We start from the raw sequence: 17,366 nt of genomic DNA on the forward strand, positions 1-17,366 counted from the left end.
ATCTTTTTGATAAAACTTTCTATCTTAGTTCATAAAATTTCAACCTATGACCGCTAAAGGTGGCTACGTATATATAGTGAGCAATTACAACAGAACAGTACTCTACACAGGAGTGACAGCAAATTTAGCTAGAAGGAGCTATCAACATAAATATGGAGAAGGTTCAGAGTTCACAAAGAAATACAAATGCACCGACTTGATATTTTTTCAGTTTTTCGATTCCATAGAAGAAGCTATTCTCAGGGAAAAACAAATTAAAAAAATGGAAAAGAGATTGGAAAATAAAACTTATTAAAGAACAAAATCCTTCGTTTAAAGATTTGTATGAAGAAGTAGCTGATTTTAAGTAGTACAGAATATATTTTATAAAAAAATTAATAGATCCCTGCTTTCGCAGGGATGACGTTCTTTGCGATCATTGTCTTTAACCCTCAAAATCATTTTTCTTTGGTTACCTTATTGTTGAGATAGTTTCTATACAGCAAACAGTAATTTCGGATATGATTATTGTAGCAGAATTTTGATAACATTTCTTGAAATGTTTTTTCCGAGCGTCATTCCTGCGAAACCTGTCCCGATTTATCGGGAGGCAGGAATCTTACTTGAAAAATTCAAATCTACTATTGAATCTTTTCTTGCCATTTAGAACTAATGTAGGTGGCGCGTCCTCCCACTTTAGTTTTTATTATTTCATCACCAGTATGATAACATTTACCCCCTTCATTCCGATTATGCATTAAGTAATCTTCAGGAAAGTCGGTATAAACCGCCTCTTTATCAATGGCCATTTCGATGACTTTTTTCATCGATTCAAAAACCGTTTTCAGATGATCTTCTTTTAGTGCTTCAAGCTTACTCTCTGGGTGAATCTTAGCTTGATACAGAATTTCATCAGCCATCCAATTGCCTATACCTGCCGCTACGCTTTGATCTAATAAAACAGGTTTTATGAAGGTTTTTCTATTCTTTAAAGCTGCATAAAAATCATCCCAAGATAAATCTCTTGCATCTTCACTTAACTTTTTTTCCTTTTGATAAGATTCAACCGAATCAGCTAAATCCATCCAGCCAAACTTTCGCTTATTTTCAAAGCCCAAATGAAAACCATTCTCAAATTCAAAAACGATATGAGCAAATTTAGGTCTATCTTCTATGTCTTTAAAATAAGTAAGTTTACCTGTCATCCCAAAGTGCATGACTAGGGTGGATTCCCCATCAGTTTCAACAAAAAAATACTTCCCTATTCGTTTTGAAGATGTGAATTTCTTACCAACTAATTGGCTGATAAAATCATCCTTAGCTTGTTTCAATAAACGATCATCAGCACAGCTAAAACCCACTATCTTTTGGTCTAAAGAAGTGCCATCAAAATATCGCTTATAATTTTCTACTTCTGGTAATTCAGGCATATTTTAATAACCTCTGGAAAGAAAAATGTTTAGTAGAAAATAAAATAATTTGCTTTTACTAATATTATATAATTCTTACTTCATCTTCTTAATTCGAGTAGCAATATTCAAATAAATAAAGCCTGCTAGCGCAACTCCAGCTCCTGTATAAAAAGTACGAGGAAAGAATTCTACATCATTACTGTATACCCAACCCGATATAAAAGCTCCCATTCCAATTCCGATTTCTAAGAATATATACAGAGTTGCTAGAGCTTTTCCCCTTTTATGATCTTCTGCTAAATCAATAGCCCAGGCAAAAACTGTAGGAGAATTCATTCCTACCGCTAAACCGAATATAATTCCAGCTCCAATTAATGTTAATAATGAATATGAAAAAGCAATTAACACCATAGCTACTGCTAGTAAAAAGGAAGAAACTTTCAGCACCTTTACACGCCCCACTTTATCGGAAATCTTACCTGCAAAAATTCGGACTCCCAAGGATGCTAGAACGAAAACTGCAAAAAATAAGCCCTTATTACTAATACCTAAATGAGCACTATAATCAGGCATAATCGTTAATACTAAACCAAAAGAGAAAACAGACAAAGCCATATAAATAGCAGGAACTAAGACTCTCTTTTCAATAATCTCGTGTCGCTTTAATTTCAGCAGGCCAAAATTAAATTGGACCTTATCTGCTAAAGTTTCATTCATACCCGATAAGATGATCACACTTAAAATCGCGGTGATAGCAGAAGCGTAGAAAACATAATCTATTGGAAAAGCACTTCCAATATAGCCGCCAATTGCATTACCTGATGCAGTTCCAATACTAATAGCAACTCCAATGATTCCCATTGCCTCTCCCCTCCGATGTATGGGAACAATGTCCGCTACATAAGCTGCATTACCTGTAGGGGTAAAACCTGTAGAAAAACCATGAAGTAAACGTAAGGCAAAAAATGCGATAATTCCAGTTACAAATGGATAAGCAAGGCCTGCTACAAAGCATACTGTAGCCCCAAAAATCATTACAGGCAAACGACCGATCTTATCGGCTAGCTTTCCACTAAAAGGCCTTGAAAGACCTGCCGTAATCGTAAACAATGAAATAATAAGACCTTTATATTCTCCACCACCCAATGAAGTAAGAAAGTCTGGCAGCATAGGAATAATCATATTGAAGCTGGCGAAAAATAAAAAAGCACTAAACCCAAGTGCTATAAAAGGACGGTTTATCAATCGCTCTTGCTTCATCATGCGAAATAAGGCAAAATCAATTTATGAAGCACGAAAAAAGATGAAAAGAACATTAATACTGCTTTAGGCTAAAGCATAATGTCCACATGTCATCATTTGTATCGAGGATCAGCAAAAAATGGGTTTCCAACTCAAAAACCTAATTTCAACCAAAGCAGACCTTACACAATAATCTCTTGTTGAACTTTATATCTATTCTTCTGCATCAACTACAATTAAGGCTTCCATTTTATAGGTTTTCTGATAAAAACATCTATTTGCTTTAAATCGATTATGTCTTTTAAGCATTGTAAATGCTTGGTTTAGGCATCTTCCTTTGTAAGGAGGACGAGCTTGGTAAAAAAACATACTATTCATCTTGTTTATCATTCTCATGAATTTTTTTATTAATAAATTCTACCATCTCAGCAATTTCATCTAAATCACATCCTATGCATCCATATGACCTTTTGGAATCGTCTTGGTGATGAAAAACAATGAGGGTACCTGCTGCAGTAACAAATTCAGTATAGATATTTTTCAAATCTGCTAAAGGTTTTTCATTTATATTACCCGTAACGGAATGTATAATCCTCACTTTTAAACCATCATATTCGATATCGTTCACATAACCAATACGAGTCATTATAAAAAACAAAATTGAAATTAAATAAAAGAATAAAAATAGAAGAGTATTTTGGAATTCCCTCATGACAAGTACAAATAAAAAAAGACTTGTTATTAAAATGAAGCCAATAAATATACTATTGAATGGTGTCCTATTTATTTTTTTCATGGAATTATATTTATAACTTTATTCTTAATTGTTACAGAACTATTTCCTAGTGCAATCGCTCCATCCTCTCGCGCGCGTTGCGAAGCTAAAAGCGTACGAAGCAATAAGCTAAATTACTAATTCCAAATCCAAAAATCCTTTTCTAATCCCAGCATATTCTTTAGCAGAGCTGTATTTATAATCAGCCTCACCCAATACTATTTTACAGGCTGAAGAATTGTGAAACTTATACTTCTCAGACATGGGGTTTGGTTCTAAATGATAAGAACCAATTTAAGAAAAATGATTTGAAACAGTACTTTTTATAGCAGGTAGCACGCGTATTGCTTCGCTACGCGCGCTATGTGGCTTCCCCTTGCTGCATTGATTTGTTTCTCAATAGATTGTGTGAGGTTTTGGGCTTGTGCAAGAGCAGTAACCAAAACGATAAGTATTGTAAAAAATATCTTCATGCTATTTCGATTCATTTTTCCTCTCCTTTATTTTAGCATTTATGAAATCAACCATTTCGTAAATTTCACCGCTGTCCGAACCAGATATTCCAAAAATCATTTTTCTATCAGTCTTATCCTTTATTACTACTCCCGCACCCCATTTAGCTACATCATCTATATAAATCTCTTTTAAATCAGGTACTTTATACCGGTACTCCATAGGTGGAAAAATAGCATTTATCAATACAATCTCTCTTTCATCGTATGAAAATTTGAAACATTTCGTAAATGTTAGGAATCTCATGAATAACAAACCTCCAAAAGCAATCGCAAAAGAGAACATAATTGATTCACCCATATAAATTGCAATTGAGAAACCAACAATGAAGGCGATAATAGCTAGAAAATTAGTACCATTAAGAGAGGTGTAATGTATATGTTTCATTTTTTATTATTTTAGATTGATTATACTGTTTCTAACAGAAAATGTACCCTCGCGCGCGTTGCGAAGCTAAACGCGTGCGAAGCAATAAGCTATGTCTCCTTTGTACATTGCAAATGCTTGGTTTAGGCATCCTCCTTACAAAGGAGGTCGAGCTAGGGTTGTTTCATTTTCCGTATTTAATTAAAACATAATAAGGTAATACAACTAATCCTAGAAGGAATAGAATAACTAAATAAAACCAAAACAAATTAGAATAAGAATTATATGGCTGCACCTCTCGCTTCTTGTGCTCTAATATTTTAGCCTGCGATTCATTTAACACTTTGATAGTTACAGTATCTCCCACTTCCACTTCATTTTTAAATCTTCTGATGGGACTCTCTCTTTGGAAGTTAACCTTGATAATTTCGTAGTAAAATTTATCCGATTCGAGACTTTTCATTTCAATGTTGAAAGCCGGTACTCCTCCACCTTTTGAACCAGAATAACGCGCACCTTCGATTTCTAAAACTTTTGCCTCCTTAATTTGACCATAATATATATGTTCTCTGATTTCCTGCCTTATCATTAAAAACAATATAAATGTAAGCGGAATACTTAAAGGAATAAAAATAACTAAGATGGCTTTTCTTTTTCTTATTAATGCTGTATTCTTCATTAGTTTCCTATCTCAAATTCATCCCCCCCTCGTGCTCGTTGCGTAGCTAAACGCGTGCGAAGCAATAAGCTAAATTACTAATTCCAAATCCAAAAATCCTTTTCTAATCCCAGCATATTCTTTGGCAGAACTGTATTTATAATCAGTCTCATCCTCTACTATTTTAGAGGCTGAAGAATTGTGAAACTTATACTTTTCCGACATGGGTTTAGCTTCTAAATGATAAGAACCAATTTAAGAAAAATGATTTGAAACAGTGCTTTATACAGTAGGTAGCACGCGTATTGCTTCGCTACGCGCGCTATGTGGGCATGGCGAGAACGGGGTAATGACAATCAAATTGTAACAACATTCCCATCAGGTAAATACTTCTTAAATTCTTCATGCAATTCCAAAAGATCTAAATTTGAATCCCAATATGATGCCTCTTGTCTTAAAATAAGGTTGTCGTTACAAAAAATTGCCCAATATCCCTTACTTTTATAACGACTTCTCATCTCAAATAATACCTCATCAACCATACATGTCGTTTCAATTCTTGTGTCAAATTGACAAAAGACTATAGTAATTTCATTTTCTCCAACTTCAATCGATTTAATATTATATTTTGCCCATTTAAACCAAGAAATAGATGTTAAAAAAAACGTTGAAAGGATAATAATTGAACTACTTATTAAAGAAATAGAACCTTTTATCAAAAATATTGCAATCAATAAAAGAATTACAAAAGTTAAAGAAAACGCAACGCGCTTAAATACTCCACTAGTCCTCGTTTGTAACGAGGATTCACAAAAAATGAGTTTTCAACTCAAGAAGCTAATTTCAACCAAACCAGTCCTTCAACAATAATCTCTTGTTGAACTTTATAACTATTCTTCTGCATCAACTACAATTAAGGCTTCAATTTTATTGATTTCTCTGGTAAAGATATCTACTTGCTTTAGATCAATTATGTCTTTTAAGCATTTCAACTGTTTGGTTTAGGTATCCTCCTTACAAAGAAGGACGAGCTGAGGTTGTTTCATTTTTTATATTTGAAATATACATAATAGGGTAATGCAATTAATCCTAATAGAAATAATATAAATAGATAATACCAAAATAGGTTGAAATATGAATTGTAAGGCTGCACTTCTTGACCTTTAAATTTAAGTATTTTTGCTTGGTTTTTATTTAAAATTTTAACTTCGACAGTATCATTAACCTCAACCTGATTTATAAATTCTCTTAAATTGTCATCTATCCCATCATTTACTACGAATCCATCAGTTATTTCATTTTCATTATCAAGGTTCCTCATAGTAAGATTATACTTTGGAGGTCCTCCACCAGGAAAGCTAGTGCTTGTAAAGTCTTCAATATTTCTTATTTCTGCCTTAACTATCTGGCCATAAAAAAAATGTTCTTGAATTTCCTTTTTTATTAACAGATATGATAGAAAACATAAAGGAAGACTTAAAGGGAAAAAAATCACCATTATAGCTTTTCTCCTATATTTACTTTTAATATTCGACTGCATTAATGATCTAAGTTAATTTGAATTTCTTTTTCTAATCTGATATCAATCAAAGTACTTCTATATTCAAAAGTTTTGCTCATTCCCCCTCGCGCACATTGCGAAGCTAAACGCGTGCGAAGCAATAAGCTAAATTACTAATTCCAAATCCAAAAATCCTTTTCTAATCCCAGCATATTCTTTGGCAGAACTGTATTTATAATCAGTCTCATCCTCTACTATTTTAGAGGCTGAAGAATTGTGAAACTTATACTTTTCCGACATGGGTTTAGCTTCTAAATGATAAGAACCAATTTAAGAAAAATGATTTGAAACAGTGCTTTATACAGTAGGTAGCACGCGTATTGCTTCGCTACGCGCGCTATGTGGGCATGGCGAGAACGGGGTAATGACAATCAAATTGTAACAACATTCCCATCAGGTAAATACTTCTTAAATTCTTCATGCAATTCCAAAAGATCTAAATTTGAATCCCAATATGATGCCTCTTGTCTTAAAATAAGGTTGTCGTTACAAAAAATTGCCCAATATCCCTTACTTTTATAACGACTTCTCATCTCAAATAATACCTCATCAACCATACATGTCGTTTCAATTCTTGTGTCAAATTGACAAAAGACTATAGTAATTTCATTTTCTCCAACTTCAATCGATTTAATATTATATTTTGCCCATTTAAACCAAGAAATAGATGTTAAAAAAAACGTTGAAAGGATAATAATTGAACTACTTATTAAAGAAATAGAACCTTTTATCAAAAATATTGCAATCAATAAAAGAATTACAAAAGTTAAAGAAAACGCAACGCGCTTAAATACCCTAAGTATATATTTGTCAGTATTTCTATTCTTCCAATGCATTCGTAATTTTTTCTTTCATTTGTTTTAATATTTCTACTTCTTCTACCTTATCATATGCATTATACGTACTGTATCGTCCTAAAATAACTTTACAGTTTTACATTATAGTCCTAATATAACTTTACTAAGATGAATAGTCCTAAAATTACTTTACATTTTCTATGTAGAAGCTCAACTATCGTAACAATCCGTACTAATTTCGGACAAGCTAATTGTTCAATTTTGGACAATTAAAAAAGCCTAAAGCGCACCTAATGGCTGCATAAGCTGATGGCATTACTATTGATAGAATTGCAATTTTGAACAGACAAAAAATTGCAAATGAATAAAATGAGGAATTTCTTCTGGTATTGCTCCGGTGCGGATGTCAATCTGTTAACTCAATGTCCTACCGATTCAAGTAAATACGTAGGCATAGGAGCGACTATCATTTTTACTGGCTTATTTGCTGCATTTTCAGCTGCTTATGCATTCTTTACGGTATTTGACCACTATTTCATTGCAATTGGCCTTGGTCTCCTCTGGGGCTTGATGATCTTTAATTTGGACAGATTCATTGTCTCCAGCATGCGTAAAAGCAAGCTAAAAGAAGAGTTTTTAATGGCTATTCCCAGATTAGTATTAGCCCTTCTCATTTCAATCGTTATCGCAAAACCTCTAGAACTGAAAATATTTGAAAAAGAAATCAATGCTGAACTTGGCGTAATGCAAGCCGAAATGGTAGCAGCTGAAAAAAAGAAGATCATTACTCAATTTAGTCAACAAAAAGAATCAGTCAGTAAGGAGTTAAACTCGATCAAAAATGAAATCGCTCTAAAAGAAAAAGAACGCAATGAATTAAGAGAACTCGCCCGAAGAGAGGCTGATGGTACAGGAGGCACTATGAAAAGGAACCCAGGGCCTATCTATAAAATAAAAAAAGCGAATGCTGATCAATCCGAAAAAGAGCTTCAGCAATTGTTAGCTCAAAATAACCCGATCATTCAAAATAAAATCTCCCAACTAAATCAATTAGATTCTTTACAGGCTGCAGAAATTTCGGCTTTAAACATTAAAGATATTGGCGGGCCTGCTGCTCGCCTGGAAGCGCTTGACCGACTGGCAGACAAGAGCACTGCTATTTGGTGGGCTAATGCCTTTATCGTATTTCTATTTATAGCCATCGAAACAAGTCCCATTTTTGTAAAGCTGATCAGCAAAAAAGGCCCCTACGACTACCTGCTATTTAATGAGGAGTATAAGTTCAAAACAGAAGCCTATCAATATAGAGCCTCCACTCATGATTCAATTAAGAAAGCTGCTGATAACTTAGCCGATAAAGAAAAGAAATACCTTAAAAGCCGTTTGGATATTGATTTAGAAGACTCCTAATTATTTCGGGACTGGAGCTGCTTCTTTTGATTTATTAAAAACTGAATGATCATCCGTGAATTGTATATTAGAAATGGTAGCCTCCCCTAACTGATCTTCTAAACCATTCTTTTCACTCCAATTCCAGAATTTCCATTTGTGTGCAAAAGGTATTCCTTCAACTTTTTTATAATCAGAATAACTAATAGCATGAGGATTTTGAGCAGCCTTCTCTTGCTCGCGACCGCCAAAAGTAACGATATAAGCCATGGCTTCTAATAAATTACTATTCTCATTTTGATATAATATGTACCAATCATCTGGCGCATCCCCTATATTCTCCCCAAAAGTTAATTTCGAACTCATAAGGCTATCCTCATTTTGATAATTCATTTTCTCAGCTTGAGTATGGTGGGTCCCCGAATCGTTAAGCTTAAATGGGGCCATGAAAAAATAAGACCAGGTTAAAGCATCAAATCTTGCACCCTCATACAAGCTGTCTTTAGGATGAATCCAAATTTCATTTCCATCAAATAGCAAACGTGTGTTTTCTGAATTCTTAACCAATACTTTAGATGAATTGGTAGTAGAGTAAATCCTTGCATTTAATCTTTCATTGCCTCTGAAAGTCAGTTTTATATCAAAAGAAACAATCTCCTTCTTTCTAAATTCATCAAGCTGGTGAGCTTCTTGAATTGAGGCCACTAATGGATTGACACTTTGGCCTTTGATCTCATTAACATTGGCTTGTTCAGTTTCCTGTTCAGTTTGATTAGAACAAGCCATCAGAAATAAAGTTGAAAGTATAATTAGTATTCTCATATCATATTTGAATTAGACTGGCAATTTAAAGATACATATCATATAAAAATGTCAGCTATTTAGCATTTCATAAAATTCATAAAAGTAGGATATAAACCATTCCTAACATTTTAAAACACATTATGGCCAAAATTCACTACATTTCTATTCTATAAACCAATTAATCTATGAAGCATTATAAAATATTATCATGGCTGATTGCTTTAATCCTACTTAATTTCGGAGCTATTGCTCAGGATGAGGAAAAAACAGACAGCACGAAAAAAGCAACCAAAGAACTTCCGCTTGAGCCGGAAAGATCCATTCAATTTAATACCAAAGAAGGTACCTGGCTTTCTGTAGATGTGAGTCCTGATGGCTCCACCATTCTATTTGATATGATGGGAGACATCTATTCAATTCCTTTTGCAGGTGGAAAAGCCACTAAAATTACAGAAGGAATGGCATATGATGTACATCCTCGTTACAGCCCGGATGGTAAATCCATCGTATTCATCTCTGATAAAAGCGGATCTGACAACATCTGGACTATGGATTTAGCTTCTGAGGAAATGAAGCAAATCACAAAAGATAACAATCAAAATTATTTCTCAGCCGACTGGACGCCTGATGGTGAATATATAGTAGGCGCAAAAGGTAGAAGAAATATAAAATTGCACATCTACCATAAGGAAGGTGGGTCTGGTGCACAATTAATCGATAAACCAGATAATTTAAAAACTACTGATCCTGCGGTTAGCCCTGATGGTAAATTAGTGTATTTCTCAAGAAGAAGATCAGCTTGGAATTACAATGCGCAGTTCCCACAATATCAAATTGGAACTTATGATATGGAAGATGGTGATATGGCTATTATCACCTCACGTTACGGCTCAGCCTTCACTCCTACTATTTCTCCTGATGGAAAATGGTTAGTGTATGGTACTCGTTTTGAAACCGAAACCGGCTTAGTGAGAAGAAACTTAAAAACTGGTGATGAAGAGTGGTTAGCGTATCCTGTTCAGCGCGATGAGCAAGAGTCTATTGCTCCTTTAGGTGTTTACCCGGCTATGTCATTCACTCCGGACAGCAAATTCATAATCGCTTCTTATGGAGGTAAAATCCATAAAATAGATATCAATGCTAAAACGGCTTCTGAGATTCCTTTCGAAGTAGATTTAAAATTAGAATTAGGACCAAGATTGAAATTCAACTATCCTATTTCTGATGAAAAAGAAGCATTTGTAACGCAAATCAGAGATGGGGTTCCATCTCCGGATGGAACGAAATTAGCGTTTACCGCTTTAAACCGATTATACGTAATGGATTTACCGGATGGTGAACCTAAAAGAGTTACGAAACATGAATTTACAGAGGCTATGCCTGCCTGGTCACCAGATGGAAGCCAGATCGTTTTCGCTACCTGGGAAGAAAAAGAAGGAGGTCACTTATATAAAGTGAGTGCGAGTGGAAGAGGAAAGCCAGTTAAATTAACTCAAAACCCAGCTTTATATTTAGATCCTGAATGGTCTTACACCCAAAATAGAATCGTGTTTAACCGAGGAGCTAATCAAGTGTATAAGGATGCCATTGATCCTTTTGGCTCTTTAATGATGGAAGATATTGCGTGGGTTTCAGCTGACGGTGGAAAAGTAACGCTAATCGACAAAGCAAAAGGCAGAAGCACCCCGCACTTCTCTAAAGTATCCGATAGAATCTATTTAAATCATGGATCTAAAGGACTGATTTCAATCAGATGGGATGGTACGGATGAGAAAGAACATTTGCAATTGACCGGAATTACCACTTATGGTTCATCAATTGATATGATTCATGCGCACGATGGTTCTCATAATATTTTGCCTGGTGATGAAAAAGCCTGGAGAGAAAACAACAAAGCATCAAGACCATCTGAAATCAGAATTTCGCCAGATGGTGAAACTGCCTTAGCGAAAATCAATAATGATGTGTATTCGGTAACCATCCCTAAATATGGTCAGACTCCTAAAATTTCATTAGCTAAAGCTGATAATGCTGCTTTCCCTGCGATGAAATTAACCGTTATGGGAGGCGAATTCCCTGCATGGTCTGGTGATAGCAAAAAAGTACATTGGTCATTAGGTGCAAGTCACTTTATTTATGATTTAGCTGAAGGTAAAGCTTATGCGGATAGCGTAGCTACAGCCAAAAAAGAAGCGGCTAAAAAGAAAAAAGAAGAGAACGAAGAAGATAAAGACTCTGAGGAAGACAAAGAGGAAAAGGACGAGAAAGCAGATGATAAAAAAGAAGAGAAGAAAGATGAAGGCTACACTGCTAAAGAGTTAAAAATTAAGGTAGCCTATGAAAAAGATATTCCAGAGGGAACCATCTTAATCAAAGGCGCTCGCATCATCACCATGACAGATAAAGGAGTGATTGAAAATGGCGATATTTTAATTGAAAATAACCGTATTAAAGCAGTAGGTGAAAGTGGGAGCTTAGAAGTTCCTAAAGGAGCTAAAACCATAGAGGCTAAGGGTAAAACCATCACACCTGGTTTTGTGGATACTCATGCGCACATGTGGCCAAACTGGGGATTACACAAAAATCAAGTATGGATTTATTCTGCTAACTTGGCTTATGGTGTTACTACCACTCGCGATCCACAGACCGCTACCACTGATGTATTAACGTATTCTGATATGGTAGATGCAGGAATGATTCATGGGCCTAGAGTGTATAGTACAGGTCCTGGTGTGGGGTATTGGATGTATAAAATCAAATCTTTAGAACATGCTAAAGATGTTTTAAGACAATACAGCGAATACTACAATACAAAAAGTATTAAGATGTATTTAGTAGGAAATCGTCAGCAGCGCCAGTGGATTATCATGGCGGCTAAAGAGTTGGAGTTAATGCCAACTACTGAAGGTGGATTAGATTATAAATTGAATATGACTCAATTATTGGATGGATATCCAGGTCATGAGCATAGTTTACCGATCGTAGGGATTTACAAAGATGCCGTTCAAACGATTGCAGAATCCAAAATGGCGGTAACTCCTACTTTATTGGTATCTTATGGTGGACCATGGGCTGAAGAATATTATTATGCTACTGAAGATGTTTATCATGATGAAAAGCTTCAGTATTTCACACCTTATGAAGAATTAGCTCAAAAATCTAGAAGAAGAGGTGCTTGGTTTATGAAAGAGGAACATGTATTTCCTAAGCATGCTAAATTCATGAAAGATTTAGTGGAAGCAGATGGAATAGGCGGTGTAGGGAGTCATGGTCAGTTACAAGGTTTAGGATATCACTGGGAGCTTTGGTCAGTAGCTAGTGGTGGAATGACTAATATGGATGCCTTAAGAACGGCTACTATTTTAGGAGCTGAAGCCTTAGGTTTAGAAGGTGACTTAGGAAGTATAGAAGAAGGTAAAATTGCTGATTTATTAATTATGGAAGAAAATCCATTGGAGGAGATCAGAAATACCAACACTTTAACGCATGTGATTAAAAATGGTAGAGTGTATGATTCTAATACTTTAGATGAAGTGGCTCCTAGAGAAAAGAAAGCGGAAACATTTGAGTGGCAAACAAAACGCCCTGAAAATGTTCCGGGCATACAGAAAGACTAATATAGAATTATCATAAATTAAAAAGGGAGTTGGTTTTAATCAGCTCCCTTTTTTTGTAATTAGTTTTATGAATTTACCGCTGAAACCTCTGTGACTGATTCAGCTAATTCATTAGAATTACTACTTACCAATCTCACGATCAGTACAATCAGTAAAATTTCAAAAATTGTTAAAGTAAATAATGCAGGTATTGCCATAATGATGGTAGTGAAGCCAACACCTGAAACTATTCCGAAAATCCCACTAACTAACGCTAAATTCCCGAGTAGCTCTTTTCTCATTAATAAAGCAATTCCTAATAAAGTATAGCCTATTCCGAAAACAACGGAGGTCATCATTAATGAAAATTCAATCGATATATATTCTGTATAAAAAACGGAAATATCATTTATACTACTTATCACAATTAAACCTATTAAAACAATAGCGCTTACTTTTAATAAACCATCATCCAGCTTTTTACCTATGATATAAAACACATAGTAGAAAACTGAGAAACTTAACATAATTCCCAGTTTTATTAAACTGTAAGTAACTCCAGATACTTCTATTCCAAAATCATAGAAATAACCTATTTCAATAAATCCTTCCACAAAGGATAAGCATAAATACAATACTCCTAAAACTGCAGCCCATTGGATAAATTTCTTATTAGGCTTTAATAATGTGTAGATATCTTTTTCAGAAGTATCCGGAAGATTTAATGCTGAGAAATCTACTTCTAAAACATCTAAAATTGATTTTACGGTATAGCTTCTGGGGAGCACCTCTCCTGCTTCAATTCTTTGAAGAGTACGAACATTTAAATTACATCTCTCTACAAGTTCTTCTTGTGTTAGTCCTTTTGCCTTTCTCCAATTTTGGATTTTATGGCCTAATTCAGGTTGTTTCATATTATATACTGTTTTGTTGACCATGGCAAATAGTTAGAATGAACTCAAAAATAAAATTATTTCGGCTGGATTACATACGGCATTAACCCGACAAATGCCTTCAAGAGCTAATTTAAAGGTTTTTTAAGTTTAACCACAAAAGAAATAAAGAACACTTAAGATTACATTAATTGTAATAGAGGGATGCATCAACTTACATCAACCATCTGAAATAATCGTTTACGAATGTTTTTTGACCGTCTTTATATAAGTTGTAAACATTAAAATTGAAGAGTATCCCTTTCGGTACTTTTAAAAGCTGCATATAACTTAATAGCTGCGCTTTATGAACTGGTAATAATTCCTTAACTGCCTTTAATTCTAAACAAATACAATCCTCAATGATCAAATCACATCTCAAATTAGACTCTAATTGAAGTCCTTTATAATTTATGGGAATTACTTTTTCTGTTTGAAATTTAATGTTTTGACTTTTTAATTCATGAATCAGACATTGATGATAAACGCTTTCTAGTAAGCCAGGATCTAATTCTTTATGAACTTCAATAGCAGCTCCGTTAATTTTATATGTTAGATCATTTACATAAGATTTAGTAATTTCCATTGATATTAAGGTTTTGGTTGAATCAATTTAGTATTCCTAATTTATCTAATTTTTATCACTATTGTGTTCTTTTGCTCTTTTGTGGTAAAAAACAAAAAAGCCTTGATTCAAATCTGAACCAAGGCTTTTAAATTATATAATTCTTCTAATGATTAGCTTGCTGGCTTGTCACCATAAATCTCAGCTAATTTTTCGTGCAATCTCTCACCTCTTAAATTCTTAGCAACAATTTTACCTTCTGGATCTAAAAGTAAAGAGAATGGAATACCATTAATTTTATATTCTTGAACAATTGGAGTTTGCCAGTATTTCAATTCTGATACCTGAGTCCAATCTAAATTATCTTGTTCAATGGCTTTCAACCAATCTTCTCTCTTTTTATCTAATGAAACACCTAAAATCTGGAATCCCTGATCTTTATACTTATTGTATGCTTCAACAATGTTTGGATTCTCAGCTCTACAAGGTTTACACCATGCAGCCCAAAAGTCTACCAACACATAATCCCCTTTGAAATCAGATAAGCTAACTTCTTCACCTTCTGTATTAGGCATAGTGAAATTAGGGGCTTGTGCTCCTACTGAAATTTTAGCCATTTCATCCATTTGCTTTTTATAGAATGAAGCCATTTCTGAATTAGGATGTGCTTCAGCAATGCGATCTGCTACATCTTTCATGAACTGAAAATCATCATTAGGATTGAAGAAATTCATAGCTTGAATTGCTGCTAATGAAGGTAACATCTCTTCTACTTTCTTTTTAATATCCTCCTTTTTCTTTTCCTGCATCAATAAGAAATCATCTTGGATGTTTTTCATCTTCTCATCATCCTTGGCATTTCTTGCAGCCATAAACTCCTGATTGATTTTTTGAACCTCTTCGTTTTGCTTCTTCATAATATCTTGAAGTTGCTCCATATATTCCATGTCCTTTGAACCAGAGATTTCTAACTTGCCGTTTCTACTTGAACCATCAGCAATCACTTCTAGATCTTCACTATCTACAATTAAAGTAGCAACTTGAGCATTAAAGAAATTTAATTGGTAGAATTCAGGACCTTGAGTTTCTACTGTAGTTTCAAAAGTATTATTAGCATCTAGGTATAAGGTATCTAACACCTCTCTTTTCCCAGCGCTGATTTTAGCTAGTGTAATTACACCTTGGTCTTGAGGATTTTCAACTGTCCCACTTATCGTAGTTCCTGCTTTGTCTTCATTACTGCTGCCGCAAGAAAACATCAGTAAACTGGCTACTAATGCTATTGCAGAATTTTTCAAAATATTTCTCATATTCTAATTTAGAGTTTGTTGTATTAATTCATTTGTCTTTTTAGGATCGGCTTTTCCTTTACTTCTTTTCATTACTTCTCCCACAAAAAAACCAATCAAACCTTTTCTACCTGATTTATATGCATTCACTTTATCAGGAAAATCATTGATGACCCCATCAATAATAGGCTGAATATTTTCAGACGAACTTTCTTGTAATAAGTTATCTTCAATTGCGATAGTTTCCGCAGACAATCCTTTGTTTTGCAACATCTTTGGAAAAATCTGTTGTTGAGCTACCGTATTACTTACTTTAGCATCATCCACCAATTGAATTATCTCAGCCAGTTGCTTAGGCTCAATATTTAATTCAGTAATCCTAATACTCTTATCATTTAAATAGGACTTAATGGGGCCCATTAGCCAGTTTGAAGCAGATTTATAATTTATGGTGTGTTCACAAATGGACTCAAAATAAGTAGCTATTTCTTTAGTATCCACCAATACATCTGCATCATAGTCGGGTAAATTATATTCCCTGATAAATTTTTGCTTCAGTTCATGAGCCAAGCTTGGCATTTGTGCTTTTATTTCAGCTACCCACTTTTCATCCACTATTAGTGGAGATAAATCTGGTTCAGGAAAATAGCGATAATCGTTTAATTCTTCTTTGGTTCTTAAGCTGGAAGTAGTACCACTAGCTGCATCAAAATCTCTTGTTTCCGAAATGATTTTTTCACCTTTTTCTAATAATGTAATAATCCTTTCCGCTTCATGCTCTATGGCTCGGTGCACATTTCTTATGGAGTTCATATTTTTAACCTCCACTTTATTGCCATATTCTTTTGCGTCTTTAAGCATGACTGAAATATTCGCATCACATCTTAAAGAACCCTCTTCCATATTGCCATCGCATATTTCAAGATAGCGCACTATTCTTCTTACCTCTGTGAGAAAAGCATAGGCTTCATCAGCACTGCGCAAATCTGGTTCAGTGACTATTTCAATAAGAGGTACACCGGCTCTATTATAATCGACCAGCGTATCCTTTTCATCTTCTGTATGGATAGATTTACCTGCATCTTCTTCCATATGGATTCTATTTAAAGCAATAGATTTTTCCTTATCTGAATCTTTAGGCTTTATCCATACCTTTCCACCTACGCAAATAGGTGCTTTATCCTGAGTCACTTGGTATCCTTTAGATAAATCCGGATAGAAATAATTTTTCCTGGCAAAAACATTATGCTTTGTGATCTTTGACTCACAAGCTAATCCCATCTTAATAGCATAGTCTACTGCCTTTTTATTAAGCTTAGGCAGTGTGCCAGGATGACCTAATGAAATAGGACTGATATGGGTATTAGGTTCTGCCCCAAAAGAAGTAGCATCCGCACAAAACAACTTACTTTCCGTAAGCAATTGAGCATGCACCTCCAGCCCTATCACCACCGTATATTTATCTCTTATGGATTTTTCTAAAGGCAT

Annotated in this window: 20 protein-coding genes; 3 read left to right on the plus strand and 17 right to left on the minus strand. The window is 34.6% G+C overall.

Annotated features, from left to right (window positions below; genetic code table 11):
- Window positions 1-46 precede the first annotated feature (46 nt).
- The gene (locus tag QYS48_RS04050; protein ID WP_308357620.1) at window positions 47-295 is read left to right on the plus strand and encodes a GIY-YIG nuclease family protein; all 249 of its coding nucleotides are present in this window, start codon (window positions 47-49) and stop codon (window positions 293-295) included.
- 325 nt (window positions 296-620) lie between these two features.
- Here QYS48_RS04050 and QYS48_RS04055 read toward each other — a convergent pair whose 3' ends face one another.
- The 12 genes from QYS48_RS04055 to QYS48_RS04110 form a co-directional block, all read right to left on the minus strand.
- Window positions 621-1,409 (minus strand): DNA-formamidopyrimidine glycosylase family protein, encoded by a 789-nt coding sequence (locus QYS48_RS04055; RefSeq protein WP_308357621.1) that lies wholly within the window; start codon window positions 1,407-1,409, stop codon window positions 621-623.
- Between the two features lie 75 nt (window positions 1,410-1,484).
- On the minus strand, window positions 1,485-2,654 hold the full coding sequence (locus QYS48_RS04060) for an MFS transporter (protein ID WP_308357622.1): 1,170 nt from the start codon (window positions 2,652-2,654) through the stop codon (window positions 1,485-1,487).
- 192 nt (window positions 2,655-2,846) lie between these two features.
- On the minus strand, window positions 2,847-3,002 hold the full coding sequence (locus QYS48_RS04065) for a hypothetical protein (RefSeq protein ID WP_308357623.1): 156 nt from the start codon (window positions 3,000-3,002) through the stop codon (window positions 2,847-2,849).
- 1 nt (window position 3,003) lies between these two features.
- Complete coding sequence (locus QYS48_RS04070; protein ID WP_308357624.1) at window positions 3,004-3,345, minus strand: hypothetical protein; 342 nt, start codon at window positions 3,343-3,345, stop codon at window positions 3,004-3,006.
- Window positions 3,346-3,537: 192 nt separating this feature from the next.
- Complete coding sequence (locus QYS48_RS04075; RefSeq protein WP_302103529.1) at window positions 3,538-3,672, minus strand: hypothetical protein; 135 nt, start codon at window positions 3,670-3,672, stop codon at window positions 3,538-3,540.
- A gap of 210 nt (window positions 3,673-3,882) precedes the next feature.
- The gene (locus QYS48_RS04080; RefSeq protein WP_308357625.1) at window positions 3,883-4,308 is read right to left on the minus strand and encodes a hypothetical protein; all 426 of its coding nucleotides are present in this window, start codon (window positions 4,306-4,308) and stop codon (window positions 3,883-3,885) included.
- Between the two features lie 163 nt (window positions 4,309-4,471).
- Window positions 4,472-4,966 (minus strand): hypothetical protein, encoded by a 495-nt coding sequence (locus QYS48_RS04085; protein ID WP_308357626.1) that lies wholly within the window; start codon window positions 4,964-4,966, stop codon window positions 4,472-4,474.
- Window positions 4,967-5,035: 69 nt separating this feature from the next.
- Window positions 5,036-5,170: a hypothetical protein gene (locus QYS48_RS04090; protein WP_302103525.1), complete on the minus strand. Its 135-nt coding sequence runs from the start codon at window positions 5,168-5,170 to the stop codon at window positions 5,036-5,038.
- Window positions 5,171-5,301: 131 nt separating this feature from the next.
- Window positions 5,302-5,664, minus strand: coding sequence for a hypothetical protein (locus QYS48_RS04095; protein ID WP_302103524.1), 363 nt, complete (start codon window positions 5,662-5,664; stop codon window positions 5,302-5,304).
- A 323-nt stretch (window positions 5,665-5,987) separates the two neighbouring features.
- Complete coding sequence (locus QYS48_RS04100) at window positions 5,988-6,485, minus strand: hypothetical protein (protein WP_308357627.1); 498 nt, start codon at window positions 6,483-6,485, stop codon at window positions 5,988-5,990.
- A gap of 126 nt (window positions 6,486-6,611) precedes the next feature.
- A complete protein-coding gene (locus QYS48_RS04105; protein WP_302103525.1) occupies window positions 6,612-6,746 on the minus strand; it encodes a hypothetical protein in 135 nt (44 codons plus the stop codon).
- 131 nt (window positions 6,747-6,877) lie between these two features.
- On the minus strand, window positions 6,878-7,342 hold the full coding sequence (locus QYS48_RS04110) for a hypothetical protein (protein WP_308357628.1): 465 nt from the start codon (window positions 7,340-7,342) through the stop codon (window positions 6,878-6,880).
- 330 nt (window positions 7,343-7,672) lie between these two features.
- On the opposite strand from QYS48_RS04110, the gene QYS48_RS04115 reads away from it, so the two are divergent.
- A complete protein-coding gene (locus QYS48_RS04115) occupies window positions 7,673-8,713 on the plus strand; it encodes a DUF4407 domain-containing protein (protein ID WP_308357629.1) in 1,041 nt (346 codons plus the stop codon).
- On the opposite strand, the gene QYS48_RS04120 is transcribed toward QYS48_RS04115, so the two are convergent.
- Window positions 8,714-9,514 (minus strand): DUF6503 family protein, encoded by an 801-nt coding sequence (locus QYS48_RS04120; RefSeq protein WP_308357630.1) that lies wholly within the window; start codon window positions 9,512-9,514, stop codon window positions 8,714-8,716.
- 167 nt (window positions 9,515-9,681) lie between these two features.
- Here QYS48_RS04120 and QYS48_RS04125 point away from each other — a divergent pair, with 167 nt between their 5' ends.
- Window positions 9,682-13,113, plus strand: a complete 3,432-nt coding sequence (locus QYS48_RS04125) for an amidohydrolase family protein (RefSeq protein WP_308357631.1) — start codon at window positions 9,682-9,684, stop codon at window positions 13,111-13,113.
- Window positions 13,114-13,178: 65 nt separating this feature from the next.
- On the opposite strand, the gene QYS48_RS04130 is transcribed toward QYS48_RS04125, so the two are convergent.
- The 4 genes from QYS48_RS04130 to gatB form a co-directional block, all read right to left on the minus strand.
- Window positions 13,179-14,006 carry a helix-turn-helix transcriptional regulator gene (locus QYS48_RS04130; RefSeq protein WP_308357632.1) on the minus strand — a complete coding sequence of 276 codons (828 nt, stop codon included), beginning with the start codon at window positions 14,004-14,006 and terminating at the stop codon, window positions 13,179-13,181.
- 193 nt (window positions 14,007-14,199) lie between these two features.
- A complete protein-coding gene (locus QYS48_RS04135; RefSeq protein ID WP_302103509.1) occupies window positions 14,200-14,610 on the minus strand; it encodes a GxxExxY protein in 411 nt (136 codons plus the stop codon).
- A 152-nt stretch (window positions 14,611-14,762) separates the two neighbouring features.
- Window positions 14,763-15,899: a TlpA disulfide reductase family protein gene (locus QYS48_RS04140; RefSeq protein ID WP_308357633.1), complete on the minus strand. Its 1,137-nt coding sequence runs from the start codon at window positions 15,897-15,899 to the stop codon at window positions 14,763-14,765.
- A gap of 3 nt (window positions 15,900-15,902) precedes the next feature.
- Window positions 15,903-17,366 carry an Asp-tRNA(Asn)/Glu-tRNA(Gln) amidotransferase subunit GatB gene (gatB, locus tag QYS48_RS04145; RefSeq protein WP_308357634.1) on the minus strand — a complete coding sequence of 488 codons (1,464 nt, stop codon included), beginning with the start codon at window positions 17,364-17,366 and terminating at the stop codon, window positions 15,903-15,905.

The sequence above is a fragment of the Marivirga arenosa genome (genome assembly GCF_030503895.2).
Taxonomy (GTDB): domain Bacteria; phylum Bacteroidota; class Bacteroidia; order Cytophagales; family Cyclobacteriaceae; genus Marivirga; species Marivirga arenosa.